This window comes from Microbacterium sp. NPDC089190, assembly GCF_040701795.1.
Lineage (GTDB): Bacteria > Actinomycetota > Actinomycetes > Actinomycetales > Microbacteriaceae > Microbacterium > Microbacterium galbum.
The window spans coordinates 698,354-715,285 of record NZ_JBFBHF010000003.1 but is presented as its reverse complement, the minus strand read 5'-3'; the positions used below and the strand labels follow the sequence as shown (position 1 = coordinate 715,285).

Genomic DNA, 16,932 nt, shown 5'->3' with positions numbered 1-16,932 from the left:
TCACGACACCGTCACCGACTTGGCGAGGTTGCGGGGCTTGTCGACGTCGCGATGCAGACGCACGGCGAGCTCGCGCGCGAACATCTGCAGCGGAACCACGGTCTCGAGCGGTCCCCACGAGGGTCCGGTGCGCGGCAGATGCAGCGGCACTCCGCCCACGGTGAGCACGCGTTCGCCGATCCGGATGACGCGACCTCCGCGTGCGGCGACTTCGGCGATGTCGACATCGAGCCGCGGATCGCCGTTGTCGACCACGAACACGGGGGTGCCGGCATCCACCAGGGCGAGGGGACCGTGCTTGAGCTCGCCGGCGGGGTGGGACTCCGCCCAGCGGTACGACAGCTCCTTGAGCTTGAGGGCACCCTCGGCGGCGTAGATCAGACCCGCGCCGCGGCCGAGGAAGAGGAACCCCGACGCCCGGGCGTACTCGGCGGCCAGCTGCGCGCTGGGTCCCCGCCAGGCGTCGAGGGCGGCGGCGAGCGCATCGGGCGTCGCGGCCAGGGCGCGGAGGTCTGCGCCCAGGCACGCCGAGTCGGCGCGGTCGAAGGCGGACAGTCCCGACAGGGCCACGCAGACCCCGGTCAGCACCTGCGCGACGAACGTCTTGGTCGCGGCCACCCCCACCTCCGGGCCGGCGAGGCAGTCGATGACCGCGTCGGAGCGGCGGGCCAGGGTGGAGGAGGAGCTGTTGGTCAAGGCGAGCAGGGTGCCGTGCCGGGGCGGCAGGGCGTCGAGGGCGCGCAAGACGTCGGCGGTCTCGCCGGACTGGCTCATCGCGATCACGAGGGTGCGCGGCTCCCACACCTCGTGCGCGGCCTCGCTGGCCACGAGGGTGCGCGTGGGCAGACCGCCGAGACGCCCGAAGACCCCCGCGACGGCGCGACCGGCGTGCAGCGACGTGCCGCAGCCGATCACCGTGACCCGGTCGATGTCGTCGAGCGACGGCAGGCCCAGGCCGCGCCACAGCGACCCGTCGACGATGCCCGGGCCGAGGGCCTCGAGCACCCGGCGGGCGACCACGGGCTGTTCGTCGATCTCGTTGCCCATGTGGTCGCGGTGGCGACCGGTGCTGGCCAGCAGCGCCGTGCGGGGGACAGGCCACAGCCCGCGCGGTCGGCAGCTGCCCCCGGCGCGGTGCCAGCGGATGCCCGCGGCGTCGATCTCGACCACGTCGTCGTCTTCGAGCACGCGGAACTCGGTGACCTCGGGAGCCACCGCCCCGACATCGCTCGCGAGGTAGGTGCCCGTGCCGTCCTGGGCGGAGATGAGGGGGGAGCCGTGCGCCGTCGCCGCGAGGGTCCCTGTGCGCGCGTCGAGGGCGACGACCGCCCACGAGCCCGAGAGGTGGCCGGCCGCGTCGGCGAGCGCGTCGCCGAGTCCCACCCCGGGGCGCTGAGCCTGCTCGATGAGGTGCACGATCACCTCGCTGTCGACGCCCGTGGCGAAGCGGTGCCCGGCGGCGACGAGTTGCGCCCGGAGGACCTCGGCGTTGTCGATGATGCCGTTGTGCACCACGTAGAGCCGGCCGCTGCAGTCTTCCAGCGGGTGGGCGTTCGCCTCGCTCACCTCTCCGTGCGTGGCCCACCGGGTGTGCCCGATGGCCGCGGTCGTGGCGTCCGTGCTCTGTTCTCCGGTGACCACGGCGAGGGCCGCCACGCCGCTGAGCGTACGCGCGTGCAGGGTGGTGCCGTCGGGCCGTCGCGCGGCGATCCCGGCGGAATCGTAGCCGCGGTACTCGAGGCGTTCGAGGGCGGAACGCGCACGGGATGCCGCGGCGGCGGGGCCGCGGTAGGCGGTGATTCCGCACATCAGACGACGCCCCGGAACGAGCCGGCGCCGGCGAGGGGCATGGCATCCGACCCGAGACGCTCCCGAGAGAGCAGATCGGCAGCCACGCGCATGATGGTCGTGGTGAGCGGGGTGGTGGGCTCGTAGCCGACGAGGTCGTGCGCCTTGGTGTTGTCGGGGACGCGGCGACGCATGTCCTCGAAACCGGCGGCGTAGGCCTGCTCGTAGGGGACGAGCTCGATCTCGCTGCGACTGTCGAGGGTCGCGATGATCTCGCGCGCCAGGTCGAGGATCGAGATCTCCCGCGACCCGCCGAGGTTGTAGGCCTGTCCGCGGGCACGGGGATCGCGTTCGATGCGCACCATGGCGGGGACGACGTCTTCGACGGCGGAGAAGCAGCGCGTCTGCAGGCCGTCGCCGAACACCGTGAGGGGGTGCCCGCGCAGCGCCTGGCCGACGAGGTTGGGCAGCACCATGCCGTAGCGGCCGGTCTGACGCGGACCCACGGTGTTGAACAGGCGGACGATCGCGACGTCCAGCCCCTCCTGATCGCAATAGGCCTTGGCGAAGGCTTCGTCGATCCCCTTGGCGCCGGCGTAGGTCCACCGCGAGAGCAGGGGATCGCCCAGCACGCGGTCGGAATCCTCGCGCAGGCGGTCGGCGGTGTTCTTGCCGTAGACCTCGCTCGTGGACACCAGGAGCACCGACGCCTTGTGCTCGATCGCCGCGGTGAGCACGTTCTCGGTTCCGTGGATGTTGATGCGCAGGCCCCGCAGCGGCTGCTCGACGATGAGCTTGACGCCGACGGCGGCGGCGAGGTGGAACACCCGATCGCAGGAGTGCATCGCCTGGGCGACGGTCCTGCTGTTGAGGATGGATCCGTGGATCATCTCCAGCCGGGGGTTGTCGGCGACACCGGCCAGGTTGCGCGCCGACCCGGTGGAGAGGTCGTCCAGGACGACGACGTCGTCGCCGGCCGCGAGGAGGTGCTCGACGAGGTGGCTGCCGACGAAGCCGGCGCCGCCGGTGACCAGCGTGCGCGTGCGTCCGCCCGCCGACGCGGGGAAGACCGGGACGCCGCTCACAGCAGCACCCGCCCTGCGATGTCGGTGCTGCGGTAGGTGCCGTCGACCACGAGGGCGTCGCCGTCGAGCCACGCCAGGTCGCAGTCGTGATGCCGCGTGTGCACGAGCACGACGTCGGGATGGAATCCGCCCGGGTCGGCGAGGGAATCGCGCTCGCGCCCCGAGTCGAGGTGGATGTGCGGGGCGTGGGTGTCGACGTACTGCACCTCGGCACCCACGTCGATCAGGTGGTCGATGATCTCGAGGGCGGGCGACTCGCGCAGATCGGCGACGTCGGGCTTGTACGTCACCCCGACCACCAGGACGCGGGCCCCGAGCGTGCCCTTGCCGGCGCGGCCCAGCACGTCGCGGATGCGTTCGACGACGCGGCGCGGACGGGCGGCGATGCGCGTCATCGCCTCGGTGATGACGCCGGCGTCGACGTGCAGCGCCTTCAGCTGCCAGAGCAGGTAGTGCGGATCGCACGGGATGCAGTGCCCGCCCACCCCGGGACCGGGATAGAACGCCATGAATCCGTAGGGCTTCGTGCTCGCCGCCTCGATCACCTCGGTGACGGGCACGTCGAGCGCGCCGCAGATGTCGGCGAACTCGTTCGCGAGCGCGATGTTGACCGCGCGGAAGGTGTTCTCGAGCAGCTTCGTCATCTCGGCGGTCGCGAGGGAGGAGACCCGGTGGACGCGGGCGGCGTAGCGTGCGAGCAGCTGCGCGCCCTGCTCCTCGCAGCGGGCGGTGGCCCCGCCCACGACACGCGGGACGACCTCCTGCGCGAAGCCGACGTTGCCGGGGTCGATGCGCTCGGCGCTGAAGGCGACGAAGACGTCGTGGCCGATCTCGAACCCCCGCTCGCGCAAGGGCTGCTCGACCAGGTCGTGCGTGCAGCCGACGTAGGTGGTGGAGGTCAGCATGACGAGCTGCCCCGGGCGGGCCGCGGCGACGACGGTGGCGCACGCGGCCCGCAGGGGAGCGAGGTCGGGGACCTGCTGGTGGTCCACCGGCGTGGGGACGCACACCACGATGGCGGCCGCCCGCGACAGCTCGGTCACGTCACCGGTCAGGCGGAACGCGCCGGGACGCCGCAGCGCGGCATCCAACCGTTCTCGATCGGTGTCGATGAGGTCGGCGCCGCGGGCGGCGATCGTGCGCAGCCGGCGTGATGAGACGTCGAGCGCCAGGACGCGAGAGCCGCTGGCGTGATAGGCCAGCGCCGTCGGCAGCCCCACGTACCCCAGGCCGACGATCGCGACGTCGAAGTCGAATCGGGGCGGCGCGGCGGCGACCGGGGGCGGCGACACGGGGGTCGCTTCGGCGCGCACATCGAGTGTGGACATCGTCATCCTCCAACAGCGGGGTCCGAGGGGGCGATGGGGGGCCAGGCCCCCTCGGACGATTCGGGTGGTGCGGGTGGGAGGCGGCCGATCGGGTGGGTCGGCGCTGATCCGGGGCCCACACTGATGCGGGCCGGGTGGGATGGTCAAGGACGCCGGGCGGATCGTGCGGGATACCGCCGACCGCACCGTGCCGTGCGGGAAACCGCATCGACGAGTGCGGGCCGGCTGCGGCGCCGCGGGCCCGTTCTGCGCGTACCGTCGGGCGCAGCCTCGACCCGAAGAGGAGGACCCCGTGAGCCCCGCCCTGCCCGCGCACGACCTCGCACGCCCCCCTGCCGTGTCCCCCTCGCGCGCCGCCGACGAGGGGCGGATGCCGTGACCGTGACGTTCGCCGTCGTCATCGCCGTCGCGACGGTGGGCGTGTCGACGCTGGCGTGGGGGACCGTCGGCATCCTGCGCCTGCTCGCCGAGTCCCGCATCGCGTCGCCGTGGGGCGCACCGTCGATGTTCTACCGGTCCGACGAGGTGGCCGTGCTGATCGCGGCGCACAACGAGGAGCTGGTCATCGCGGAGGCGGTCGGCGCCGCGCGACGCCTCGTTCCGCCCGGCAACGTCTTCGTGGTCTCGGACGGGTCGAGCGACGACACCGTCGGGCGGGCGCGACGCGCCGGAGCGACGGCCGTCGACCTCGTTCCGAACCGCGGCAAGGCCGGCGCCATCCGGGCCGGGCTCGAGCGCTTCGGCATCGCCGCCCGCTTCCCCCTCCTGCTCCTGCTCGACGCCGACTCCCGCCCCCGCCCGGACTACCTGCGCACCGCCCTCCCCTTGTTCACCGACGACGGGGTGGTCGCTGTCGCGGGCCGCGCCACGACCGCGGCCGACACCCCGCGCACCGTCGTCGGCCGCGTGCTCACGGCGTATCGCGAGCGCACCTACGTCTGCACCCAGTACCTGCACAAGTTCGGCCAGGCTGCGCGGGGCGCCGACGCGGTGGCGATCGTGCCGGGCTTCGCGAGCCTCTACCGCACCGACGTGTTGGACCGCATCGACATCGATGCCCCGGGGCTCTCGATCGAGGACTTCAACATGACGTTCGAGGTGCACGCGAAGCGCTTGGGGCGCATCGCCTTCCATCCCGGCTGCGCGGTGGCCGAAACGCAGGACCCGGCGACCCTGCGCGACTACACCGCACAGGTGCGCCGGTGGAGCCTGGGCTTCTGGCAGACGGTGCGGCGGCACGGTGTGCGCTACGGGCTGTTCTGGACCTCGGTGGGCGTCTTCGCGATCGAGACCGTCGTCTCCAGTCTCGTACTCGCCGCGGCGCTTCCGGTGCTGCTGTTCGCTGGTCTCGCGGCCGTGGCCGCGGCCGTCCTCACCGGACCGGCGGCGCAGACCGCGGCGGCGCTGTCGGCCGCTCTGCCGGTCGGTCCGCTCGCGCTGGCCTTCCTACTCGTGGACGCGCTGATGACGGTCTTCGCCTGCGCCCTCTCGCGCACCCGGCCGCGCGTGTGGATGCTGCTGTTCCCGCTGCTGCGGGTGTGGGACGCGCTGCTGTGCCTGCGGGCGCTGATGTCGGCGTGGGGGCGTCCCTCCGACGGGCGCTGGCGCAGCCCGGACCGCCGGCCGGCCGCTGTCGCGCCGGCAGCGGGGGGAGCGGATGCCGTGACCTCGGCATCCGTGTCGGCCCCTCGTCGCGAGTTCCGGCGCCGGACCTCCGCGACGCCGTCGCCCGGCGCGATCAGGGCGTCGCCGCTCCGCGCAGCAGCGAGACGAGGTGGACGCGCGAGGTGACGCCGAGCTTGCGGTAGACGCGCGTCAGGCGCAGTTCGACCGTGCGCAGCGAGACGAACAGCGCCGACGCGATCTCGCGGTTGCGCAGACCCTGCTCCACCAGGGCCACGACCTCCTGCTCCTGCGGCGACAGCGCGCGACCGCGCGCCGGAATCGTGCTCGTGCGCGCCGCGGGGGAGCGGTCCGCCGTCGGCAGGCACCGCTCGCGCGTCGCGTGCAGGGCCGAATGCTCCGAGGGGGCGTCGGTGCTGCGCAGGACGGCGTCGGCGTCGCGGAACGCCCGCGCGCCGTCCTCCGCGGAGCGGCAGACGGCGCGGGATCGCGCCACGGCGAGGGTCGTCCATCGGCGCGGATGCCGGGCCGCGGCCGCTTCGAACCGCGCGAGCTCGCGGCGGGCCTCGGCCCCGCGCCCGGTCAGCCACAGCGCCTCGATCAGATCGGCGTCGATGCGCAGCAGCGACGGATCATGCGTCGCCGCAGCGTCGCCGGCCCCGCGGAGCAGGTCCACGGCATCCTCGTACCGTCCCTCGGCGAGGGCGAGCCTCCCCTCCAGCGCCGCGAAGAACGGCAGAAGGGCCGTCGTCCCCTCACGCCGGCACAGGTGGCGTCCCCGTGCGATCAGGTCGCCCGCGCGCGCGTCGAGAGGGTCGGCTGCGGCCGCCTCGGCGCACAACAGGGTCGTCGCGGCGTCCTCCGCGCGGCCCGGGGCCCACTCGTGGCGCCAGGCCGCGACGGCCTCGCGCACCGCCGACGCGTCGCCGCCCCGCACCTCGCAGACCACGAGCAGGCGCAGGACGCGCTCGCGCCACAACGGGGCCACCCGGGGAACGCGCTCCAGCAGCTCGGTCGCCTGACGCCGCGCCGCGGCGTACTCCTCGCGCAGCATGCGCACGCTCGCCGAGAGCGAGGCGATCTCGACCGGTGCATCCGCCGCAAGTACGGCCGGGTCGAGGGGCGGCGGCACGTCGCGACCCGGCGCCGGGGCGCCGCAGCCGAGTTCGGCGACGAGCAGGCGCAGCATCGCGGTCTCGGTCGACGCGGCACCTGCCGCGGCGATCGCGTCCAGAGCCTCGAGCGCCGCGGCGAGCTCCCCGCGCCCCAGATGCAGTCGGGCGCTCTCGCAGAGCAGGCGCTCCGCACCGGCGGTCCATCCCTCGGCGTCGACGCGGACGAGGACGTCGTCGATCACGTGGTCGACGTTCGCCCCTGCGCGCAGGCGGGCGATCGCCGCGCGCACACGGACGGCGGCATCGTCGCTGCGACCCGCGCGCCGCAGATAGTGCTGTCCGAGCAGGTCGAGCCCCTGGAGCACCAGCGCGCCGCCGAGATCGACGAGTCCTCGGGTGCGGCCCTCGGGGTCGAGTCGACCCGACAGGGCGCGTTCGGCGAACTCCACAGCGGATGCCGTCTCCCCGGCGCGCGCGAAGCCCACCGCCGCGGCGAGGAGCGAACCGCGGTCGCCGTCGGGCTCGAGGAAGCTCTCGTGCCACAGCTGGGTGGCACGGTCGCGGTCGCGATGATCGTCGGCCGCTTGGGCGTGCAGTCGGCGCCGGTCCTCCGGCGCCATCGCCGCGTGTCGCCGCAGACGGAGCGCGGGATCGCTCATGCGGGCCAGGTCGTCGTGCACGCGGACCGTGCCGTCGTCGATGAGCTGGTCGACGTCGGCGCCCTCGGCGAGGGCGGTGAGGCGCAGTCGCTCGTAGTCGTAGACGGGACCGATCGACAGCAGGTCGAGCACCGCGTCCGCGCGTGCGCCGCGCGGGGAGAATGCCTCGCGCCGTGGGCGACCGCTCCGGTCGTCCGACAGGCGCAGCGGGAGGGGCAGCGCGTCCTCACCCGCCGCCTCCGCCGCCGTCAGCCGCACGCGAGACAGCACGCCGGGGTCGCCGCCGGTGAACATCACGACGAGGTGGCGTACGGCGGCCGCGCTCGCGGGACCGACGATCTCGCGTGCGAGGTCGGACGCGGCCTCGAAGGCGAGGGGCTCGAGGCGCACGTGCGGCAGCGCGGCGACTTCGTGGCGGTGTCCGGGGGCCCCCACGGTGGCGAGGATCGTGACCCCCGTGCCACGAAGACGCCCGAACACGTACGACAGCACCGTGAGGCTCGCACCGTCCATCTCATCGAGGTCGTCGATGACGAGCACGCCCGCGTCGTCGCGGATGAGGTGCAGTGTCCGGCTCACCTCCTCGGCCATCAGGTGCTCCGGCCAATCGCGACCGCGGTCCAGGATGCCGTCGATCGCGGCGCCGCGCGCGCCGCCGAGTCCGGCGGCGACGGCCGACAGGCCCGAGTACGGCCACATCCGCTCGCTCGGACTGACGGCGACCAGGTTCGCCCGGTGCTCCCGGGCGAGTTCGGCCGCCAGGGCCGATTTGCCCATTCCCGCCTCGCCGACGAACACGCAGGCGGCTCCGGTGCGCAGTCCGACGGTCGTCCGTGCGATATCGAGCTCGCGCCCGCGACCGAACAATGGCATCCCACGCTCCCTCTCGCGCGAACCGGCGGGCGACGATCACGATCGTCGCGCCGGTTCAGGATGCCCCCCCTGCAGGAAGGGTAAGCCGCCGCACCGTCGAAGACAAGAGCCGGAGGATTTCTCCCCGTTCGCACGGAAGGGGCCCGGATGCCGGGCATCCGAGCCCCTCGTGCCGTCAGGGTTCCGACGACGAAGTCTTCTCGCCGCAGCCGCGGCGTGAGACCTCGCGTGGTCGGAGTGCGCGGGCGGGGGTACCGGAGGTCAGTACTCGCGATCGATGAGCTGCGGCGGAACCTGATCGGCGGCGACCTCATCGACGAAGAAGGCCGTGCGACGACGGCCCTTCGCACCCGCCGCGGGGACGCTCTGATAGCTGGCCCCGGCGAGGGCCAGCCCGAGGGCTGCGGCCTTGTCGGCGCCGGCGATGACCATCCACACGCGCTTCGAGGAGTTGATGACCGGTCGCGTCAGCGAGACGCGGTCGCTCGGCGGCTTCGGTGAATCGCGCACAGGCACGGTGGCGCGATCGGTGACCGAGATCTCGGGCCGGTCGGGGAACAGCGAGGCGATGTGCGCGTCGGGGCCCACTCCGAGGAAGCAGATGTCGAACGACGGCCAGGGGCCGGTCTCGCTGCGGTCGGAGGGGGCGAACTGCGCCAGTTCGTCGGCGTATGCGATCGCCGCGGCATCCAGGTCGAGTCCGTCGTCGCTCGAGGCGACCACGTGGATGTTCTCGGCCGGGATGTCGAGGTGGTCGAGGAACGCTTCGCGCGCTTGCTTCTCGTTGCGGTCGTCGGAATCGCGCGGAACGAAGCGCTCGTCGCCGAACCAGAAGTGCACGAGCGACCAGTCGACGTCGGCGACGCGCGCATCGCTTGCCGCGGTGCGCAGCACCGCTGCGCCCATGGTCCCGCCGGTCAGACAGACGTGCATGCGCTTGCCCTCGGCGACGCGCTTGACGATCCGGTTCATGAAGCGGGTCGCGACGTACTCGGCGAGCGTGTCGGCGTCGCGCTTGATGATGACGCGCTTGGCCGAGCCGTTGTCGGTCATGACGCGTCCTGCTCGCTCGCCGCGAGCAGCAGGTCGTGCCCCTCGGTGATGACCCGCCCGTAGAGCAGGTCGGGGTCGAGACGCCGCAGCTCCTCCGCCAGGCACTCCCGCAGGGTGCGGCGGGGGAAGGCGAGGTCGTGCGTGGGCTGCCCGGGCTGCGTGAGTACCGCGATGCCCGCCTCGGGACGCTCGAGGAGCGTGTCGCCACTCGGGCGCGTGAGGCGCACCGACTTGATGCCGCTCGCCCACTCGTCGGCGGGCAGGTAGGCGTAATCCACCGGAGCTTCGAGCTTCATGCCCAGCCACGCCGCCAGCAGGGCGGTGGAGGGGGAGTCGGCCGCACCGCGCACCTCGACGGCGGTGACCGGCTCGAACGGCGGCTGGTCGAGCACCGCGGCCAGCTGCTCGCGCCACCGGGTGACCCGCGTCCAGGCGAAATCGGTGTCGCCGGGCGCGTAGTGCTCGCCGAGCCGCGCGACCCAGGCAGCGGGATCCGCCTGCGACGAGGCATCGGTGATGCGACGCTGGGCGATGCGGCCGATGGCCGAGCGCGAGGGGTTCTCAGGGGCTTCGGCCGGCCACCACGCCACGACGGGCGCGTCGGGCAGGAGCAGGCCCGTCACGAGGCTCTCGGCGTTGGAGCCGGCCGCGCCGTGGGCGCGGAGCACGACCACCTCGCTCGCACCGGCGTCGCCGCCGACGCGGATCTGCGCGTCGAGGCGCGGTTCCTCGTCCTCGTCGCCGAACAACACGGCGATCACGCGCATCGGGTGCTCGCGCGAGGCGTCGTTCGCGGCCTCGATGACTTCTTCCTCGGCACCGTGGTGGGTGACGATGATGAGCGTCAGCACGCGCCCGAGGGCGACGGCGCCGCCCTCTTCGCGCACGCTCACGAGGCTCTTCGAGATCGCGCTGACGGTGGTGTCGGGCAGATCGATGATCACGGGCGCCTCCAGGTGCGGCCGTCGCGGGCGAGGAGCTCGTCGGCGGATGCCGGCCCCCACGACCCGGGCGAATACTGTTCGAGGGGACCGCCCTCGGCGGCCCAGAACTCCTCGATCGGGTCGAGGATCTTCCAGCTGAGCTCGACCTCTTCGTGCCGCGGGAACAGCGGCGGGTCGCCGAGGAGCACGTCGAGGATCAGACGCTCGTAGGCCTCCGGGCTGGCCTCGGTGAAGGCGTGGCCGTAGCCGAAGTCCATCGTGACGTCGCGCACCTGGGTGCCGTCGCCGGGGACCTTGGATCCGAACCGGATCGTGACGCCCTCATCGGGCTGGACGCGGATGACGAGCGCGTTCTGTCCGAGCTCCTGCGTCTGGCTGCGGGAGAACAGCTGCTGCGGCGCCCGCTTGAACACCACGGCGACCTCGGTCACGCGGCGTCCCAGGCGCTTTCCGCTGCGCACGTAGAACGGCACGCCCGACCAGCGGCGCGTGTTGATCTCGAGCTTGATCGCCGCGTACGTCTCGGTGACCGACTCGGGGTTCATCCCGTCTTCCTCGAGGAAGCCGAGCACCTTCTCGCCGCCCTGCCATCCGCCGGCGTACTGACCGCGCGCGGTGGCCTCGGCCAGATTCTCCGGCAGGCGGACGGCGGCGAGCACCTTTTCCTTCTCGGCGCGCAGGTCCGCGGCGTTGAAGCTGATGGGCTCCTCCATCGCGGTCAGGGCGAGCAGCTGCAGGAGGTGGTTCTGGATGACGTCGCGCGCCGCGCCGATGCCGTCGTAATACCCCGCACGACCGCCCACACCGATGTCCTCGGCCATGGTGATCTGCACGTGGTCGACGTAGTTGCGGTTCCAGATGGGCTCGTACAGCTCATTGGCGAAGCGCAGCGCGAGGATGTTCTGCACGGTCTCTTTGCCGAGGTAGTGGTCGATCCGGAAGATCGAGTCGGCCGGGAACGCGCTCTCGACGACCTCGTTCAGCTCGCGGGCCGAGGCGAGGTCGTGGCCGAAGGGCTTCTCGATGACCACGCGGCGCCAGCCCGAGGTGTCCTCGGCCTTGTCGCCCACGAGACCCGACGCCTTCAGCTGGGTGGTGACCAGCGGGAAGGCCTTCGGCGGGATCGACAGGTAGTACGCGTGATTGCCCATGGTCCCGCGCTCGGTGTCGAGCTTGTCGACGGTGTCGCGCAGGCGCACGAACGCCTCGGGGTCGTCGAACTCGCCCTGCACGAAGCGGATGCCCTCGAGGAGCTCCTTCCACGTCTCCTCGCGGAACTCCGTGCGCGCGTACTTCTTCACCGACTCGTAGACGACCTTCGCGAAGTCCTGGTCCTCCCAGTCGCGGCGGGCGAAGCCGACGAGCGCGAATCCGGGGGGCAGGAGTCCGCGGTTCGCGAGGTCGTAGACGGCCGGCATGAGCTTCTTGCGTGACAGGTCTCCCGTCACGCCGAAGATGACGAGCGCGCTGGGCCCCGCGATGCGGTTGAGTCGGCGATCCTCGGGATCGCGCAGAGGATTGTGACCCGGTGTGATCTCTACGACCATGCTTACTGTGCCGCCTCGAAGAGTGAGAGCACCTCGACCTGCGGGTCGGTCAGCGTCAGCGTGACGACGGGACGGCCATGAGCCTCCGCCAGTACGCTCGCGTCTCCCGCGGCCTGTGCCTGGATGAGTTGTCCGAACGTGAACGGCCGCCCCGGGATCTCGAGGTCGACATCGGTGCGTTCGATGATCTGGAGGAACACCCCGTTGGCGGGGCCGCCCTTGTGGTACTGCCCGGTGGAGTGCAGGAACCGCGGACCCCATCCGAACGTGGTGGGACGACCCGTGTCGGCCGCCACCAGCTCGCGGAGCCCCGACAGCTGAGCGAGGTCGAGACGGTTCACGTACGCCTGCACGCTGACGTACCCGTCTGCGGGGACGCGGGCCCAGAGCGCCGCGAGCACGCCGGCGACGGTTCCGCTCTCGGCGAGGGCCGGGTCGGACACGCGCACCTCGACGCCGTCGGCGACGAAGGCCGCGGCGGTGGGGGCGGGCTGCGACTCGAGCAGGCCCCGCGTCGCCTCCTTCGCCGACTCCACGTCGGGCTGGTCGAACGGATCGATGCCCAGGAGGCGGCCGGCGATCGCCGTCGCGTACTCCCACACGACGAACTGCGCGCCCAGCGAGCCGCTGACCAGCACCTCGCCGGTGTGGCGCTCGAAGAGGTGGAACGCATCGGCGTCGTCGACGAAGCGCACGACCTGCAGGTCGTCGGGCTTCGCCTCGAGCTCGGGCGAGACGGGGAGCAGCACGACGGGCAGGATGCCGGTGCCGTCCTTGCCCGTGGACTCGGCGACGAGCTGTTCGATCCAGTCGGGCAGGCCGATGATGTGACTGCCGTCGGTGACGAGGCCGAGCTTGTCGCGTCGGTGCGCCCCGCCTCCGGCGATGGCCGCCGCGAGCACGAGGGCCGGGTTCTCGGGGGAGTCGATGGCGACCTCGAGGAGGGTCGCGTCGGCTTCGTCGAGCAGATCGTCGATGTCGACGCCGGCGAGACCCGCCGGCACGAGTCCGAAGGCGGTGAGCGCGGAGTATCGTCCGCCGACCTCGGGGTCGGCGAGGAACACGCGGTAGCCATCGGCGCGGGCCGACCGCTCGAGCGGGGAGCCGGGGTCGGTCACGACCACGATGCGCCCCGCGGGGTCGATACCGACGTCGCGGAAGGCGGCCTCGAAGGCGCGCTTGGCGGAGTCGGTCTCGATCGTCGACCCCGACTTGCTCGATACGACGAGCACCGTCTGCTCGAGTCCGCCCGACTCGGCGTCGCCGTCGATCGCGGCGAGCACCTGGCCGGGGGCCGTGGAGTCGAGGATGACGAGCGGTACGCCGGACGACTGCGCGATGACCTCGGGCGCGAGGGACGATCCGCCCATGCCGGCCAGCACCACCCGGGTCACGCCCTGCGCGACGAGCTCGTCGCGCAGGGCGGTGATCTCGGGCACGAGCGGGCGCGAGACGGAGACCGCCCGCACCCACCCGAGCCGACGAGAGGCCTCGTCTTCGGCAGCCGCGCCCCACAGGCTCGCATCGCCCGCCGTGATGCCCGACGCGATGAGCGACGCGGTCAGACCGGGAAGCTCGGCGTCGACCACCGACTTGACGTGGCCGGTGACCTTGACGGCGAAGCTCACTTGGCGGCCTGGGCGCTTCCGGCGTCGAGGGCGGTCTTGACCGTGTCCTGCAGCTCGTGCCACGACGCGATGAACTTCTCGACGCCCTCGTCCTCGAGCGTCTGCGTGGCGTCGGCCACGTCGACGCCCGCAGCGGCGAGGCGGTCGAACACCTCATGCGCCTCGGCGTAGGCACCGGTGACGGTGTCTCCGGTGATGACGCCGTGGTCGAACGTGGCCTCGAGCGTCTTCTCGGGCATCGTGTTCACGGTGCCGGGGGCGACGAGTTCGGTCACGTAGAGCGTGTCGGGCAGGGCGGGGTCCTTGACACCCGTCGAGGCCCAGAGGGGACGCTGCACGGTCGCACCGGCATCCAGAAGCTTCTTGGCACGGTCGTCGGAGAACTTCTTCTCGAACAGCTCGTAGGCCAGGCGGGCGTTGGCGATACCGGCCTTGCCCTTCAGCTCTGCGGCCTCATCGGTGCCGATCGCGGCGAGACGCTTGTCGATCTCGGTGTCGACGCGCGACACGAAGAACGACGCCACCGACTGCAGGGTCGTGATGTCGTGGCCGGCGGCCTGCGCCTTCTCGACTCCGGCGAGGTAGGCGTCGATGACCTCTTCGTACCGCTCGAGGCTGAAGATGAGCGTGACGTTGACCGAGATGCCCGCACCGATGACCTCGGTGATCGCCGGCAGGCCGGCCTTGGTCGCGGGGATCTTGATGAGGACGTTCTTGCGGTCGACGCGCGCCGAGAGGTCCTTCGCCTGCGCGACGGTGCCCTCGGTGTCGTGGGCGAGGTCGGGGGAGACCTCGATCGACACGCGACCGTCGACGCCGTTCGTGGCCTCGAAAACGGGCAGGAAGATGTCGCATGCGTCGCGCACGTCGTCGGTGGTGATCGAGAAGATCGCCTCGTCGACGTCGGCGCCCGCCGCGGCGAGCTCCTTGACCTGACCCTCGTACGCCTCGCCCTTCGAGAGGGCTCCGGCGAAGATGGTCGGGTTGGTCGTGACGCCCGAGACGTTGCGCGACTCGATCAGCTCGGCGAGGTTGCCGGACTGGATGCGTTGACGCGACAGGTCGTCGAGCCAGATGCTGACGCCCTGAGCGGCGAGGTCTGCGGTGGGAGTGCTCATGTGTGTCGGTCCCTCTCGATTACTTCTTCGCCGCGGCGAGCGACTCGCGTGCGGCCTCGACGACGTGCTCGGTCGTGATGCCGAACTTCTGGAACAGGGTCTTGTAGTCGGCCGACGCACCGAAGTGGTCGATCGCGACGGAGCGGCCGGCGTCGCCGACGATGCCCGCCCAGCTGAGCGCGGAGCCCGCCTCGACCGAGACGCGCGCCTTCACCGACGACGGCAGCACCGACTCGCGGTAGGCCTCGTCCTGCTCGGCGAACCACTCCAGCGACGGAGCCGACACCACGCGGGCGTGCACGCCCTCGGCGGCGAGCGTCTCGCGCGCCTCGACGGCCAGCTGCACCTCGGAGCCGGTGGCGATGAGGATCACGTCGGGCTCGCCGTTCTTCGCCTCCGCCAGCACGTAGGCCCCCTTGACGGCGCCTTCGGCGGAGGCGAACTCGTCGCCGGATGCCGCGCCCTCGCCGCGGGCGAAGACCGGGATGTTCTGACGGGTCAGGGCGATACCGGCGGGACCGGCGGTGCGGCGCAGCATCTCGAGCCACACGACGGAGGTCTCGTTGGCATCCGCGGGACGCACGAGGGCGAAGTTCGGGATGGCGCGGAGCGTCGCGAGCTGCTCGATCGGCTGGTGCGTGGGGCCGTCCTCGCCGAGCGCGACGGAGTCGTGCGTCCAGACGAAGATCGTCGGGATGTTCATCAGCGCGGCCAGACGCACCGGCGGGCGCATGTAGTCGCTGAAGATGAGGAAGGTGCCGCCGAACGGACGGGTGTGTCCGTGCAGGACGATGCCGTTGAGGATCGCGCCCATGGCGTGCTCGCGGATGCCGAAGTGCAGCACGCGGCCGTAGGGGTCGCCCGACCACTCGTGCGTCGACCACGAGGCGGGGATGAAGGACTTGGCATCCTTGATCGTCGTCAGGTTGGACTCGGCGAGGTCGGCCGAACCGCCCCAGAGCTCGGGGAGCGAGGCGGCGAGGGCGTTGATGACGGTGCCCGAGGCGGCGCGGGTGGAGACGTCCTTGCCGGCCTCGAAGGCGGGCAGCGCCTCGGCGATGTCGGCCGGGAGCTCGCGGGCCTGCAGGCGGTCCCACAGCTGCTTGCGCTCGGGGTGGGCGGCGGCCCAGGCGTCGAACTTGTCCTGCCAGGCGGCCTTCTCGGCCTCGCCGCGCTTCACGAGCTCGCGCGTGTGCTCGAGGACGTCGTCGGCGACGGCGAAGTGCTGCTCGGGGTCGAAGCCGAGCACCTCCTTCGTGGCCTTGAGCTCGTCGGCGCCGAGGGCGGAGCCGTGGATCTTGCCGGAGTTCTGCTTGCCGGGCGAGGGCCAACCGATGATCGTCTTGAGGATGATGAGCGAAGGCTTGCTCGTCTCGCCCTTGGCGGCCTCGATCGCGGCGTGCAGCTCGGCGACGTCCTCGACGTACTGACCGGTCTTCTTCCAGTCAACGGTCTGCACGTGCCAGCCGTACGACTCGTAGCGCTTCTGGACGTCCTCGGTGAAGGCGACGTTGGTGTCGTCCTCGATCGAGATCTGGTTGGAGTCGTAGATCGCGATGAGGTTGCCGAGCTCCTGGTGGCCGGCGAGCGAGGAGGCCTCGCTGGTCACGCCCTCCTGGAGGTCGCCGTCGCCGGCGATCACGTAGACGAAGTGGTCGAAGGGGCTCTCACCGGCGGGGGTCTCGGCGTCGAAGAGACCGCGCTCGTAGCGTGCGGCGTAGGCGAAGCCCACCGAGGAGGCCAGACCCTGGCCGAGGGGGCCGGTGGTGATCTCGACGCCGTCGGTGTGTCCGTACTCGGGGTGGCCGGGGGTCAGCGAGCCCCAGGTGCGCAGCGCCTCGAGGTCCTTCAGCTCGAGGCCGAAGCCGCCGAGGTAGAGCTGCACGTACTGGGTGAGCGACGAGTGCCCGGCGGAGAGGATGAAGCGGTCGCGACCGGGCCAGTGGGTGTCGGCCGGGTCGTGGCGCAGCACACGCTGGTACAGCAGGTAGGCGGCGGGGGCCAGCGACATGGCCGTTCCCGGGTGGCCGTTGCCCACCTTCTCGACGGCGTCAGCCGCCAGGATGCGTGCGGTGTCCACCGCGCGCCGATCGATCTCGTCCCATTCGAAGTCCGACAACACGGTGCCTTTCTCGATCCTGCGCCCGATTCACAAACCGACGTCCGCGCTC

Annotated in this window: 11 protein-coding genes; 1 reads left to right on the top strand and 10 read right to left on the bottom strand. The window is 71.9% G+C overall.

The features are described from left to right. From glmS to AB0230_RS13360, 3 genes are read right to left on the bottom strand one after another with little or no spacing between them, the layout of a single operon-like run. Complete coding sequence (gene glmS / locus AB0230_RS13370; protein ID WP_315995866.1) at positions 1 to 1,809, bottom strand: glutamine--fructose-6-phosphate transaminase (isomerizing); 1,809 nt, start codon at positions 1,807 to 1,809, stop codon at positions 1 to 3. Then, the gene (locus AB0230_RS13365; protein WP_315995865.1) at positions 1,809 to 2,873 is read right to left on the bottom strand and encodes a GDP-mannose 4,6-dehydratase; all 1,065 of its coding nucleotides are present in this window, start codon (positions 2,871 to 2,873) and stop codon (positions 1,809 to 1,811) included. Before AB0230_RS13365 ends, glmS begins: the two co-directional genes overlap by 1 nt. Beyond that, positions 2,870 to 4,201 carry a nucleotide sugar dehydrogenase gene (locus tag AB0230_RS13360; RefSeq protein WP_315995864.1) on the bottom strand — a complete coding sequence of 444 codons (1,332 nt, stop codon included), beginning with the start codon at positions 4,199 to 4,201 and terminating at the stop codon, positions 2,870 to 2,872. The genes AB0230_RS13365 and AB0230_RS13360 overlap by 4 nt, the downstream gene beginning before the upstream one ends. Before the next feature lie 375 nt (positions 4,202 to 4,576). On the opposite strand from AB0230_RS13360, the gene AB0230_RS13355 reads away from it, so the two are divergent. Further along, positions 4,577 to 5,992 carry a glycosyltransferase family 2 protein gene (locus AB0230_RS13355; RefSeq protein WP_315995863.1) on the top strand — a complete coding sequence of 472 codons (1,416 nt, stop codon included), beginning with the start codon at positions 4,577 to 4,579 and terminating at the stop codon, positions 5,990 to 5,992. On the opposite strand, the gene AB0230_RS13350 is transcribed toward AB0230_RS13355, so the two are convergent. From AB0230_RS13350 to tkt, 7 genes are all read right to left on the bottom strand, one after another. Next, complete coding sequence (locus AB0230_RS13350; protein WP_366376203.1) at positions 5,940 to 8,471, bottom strand: LuxR family transcriptional regulator; 2,532 nt, start codon at positions 8,469 to 8,471, stop codon at positions 5,940 to 5,942. The genes AB0230_RS13355 and AB0230_RS13350 overlap by 53 nt on opposite strands. Positions 8,472 to 8,732: 261 nt before the next feature. Further along, positions 8,733 to 9,524 carry a 6-phosphogluconolactonase gene (gene pgl, locus AB0230_RS13345; RefSeq protein ID WP_315995861.1) on the bottom strand — a complete coding sequence of 264 codons (792 nt, stop codon included), beginning with the start codon at positions 9,522 to 9,524 and terminating at the stop codon, positions 8,733 to 8,735. Next, positions 9,521 to 10,468 carry a glucose-6-phosphate dehydrogenase assembly protein OpcA gene (locus AB0230_RS13340; protein ID WP_366376201.1) on the bottom strand — a complete coding sequence of 316 codons (948 nt, stop codon included), beginning with the start codon at positions 10,466 to 10,468 and terminating at the stop codon, positions 9,521 to 9,523. Before AB0230_RS13340 ends, pgl begins: the two co-directional genes overlap by 4 nt. Beyond that, entirely contained in the window at positions 10,465 to 12,015 is a 1,551-nt protein-coding gene (gene zwf / locus AB0230_RS13335; protein WP_363578958.1) for a glucose-6-phosphate dehydrogenase, read from the bottom strand. Before zwf ends, AB0230_RS13340 begins: the two co-directional genes overlap by 4 nt. A gap of 2 nt (positions 12,016 to 12,017) precedes the next feature. After that, the gene (locus AB0230_RS13330) at positions 12,018 to 13,643 is read right to left on the bottom strand and encodes a glucose-6-phosphate isomerase (protein WP_366376199.1); all 1,626 of its coding nucleotides are present in this window, start codon (positions 13,641 to 13,643) and stop codon (positions 12,018 to 12,020) included. After that, positions 13,640 to 14,761: a transaldolase gene (gene tal, locus AB0230_RS13325; RefSeq protein WP_363391293.1), complete on the bottom strand. Its 1,122-nt coding sequence runs from the start codon at positions 14,759 to 14,761 to the stop codon at positions 13,640 to 13,642. The genes AB0230_RS13330 and tal overlap by 4 nt, the downstream gene beginning before the upstream one ends. 19 nt (positions 14,762 to 14,780) lie before the next feature. Continuing rightward, on the bottom strand, positions 14,781 to 16,880 hold the full coding sequence (gene tkt / locus AB0230_RS13320) for a transketolase (RefSeq protein WP_366376242.1): 2,100 nt from the start codon (positions 16,878 to 16,880) through the stop codon (positions 14,781 to 14,783). Positions 16,881 to 16,932 lie beyond the last annotated feature (52 nt).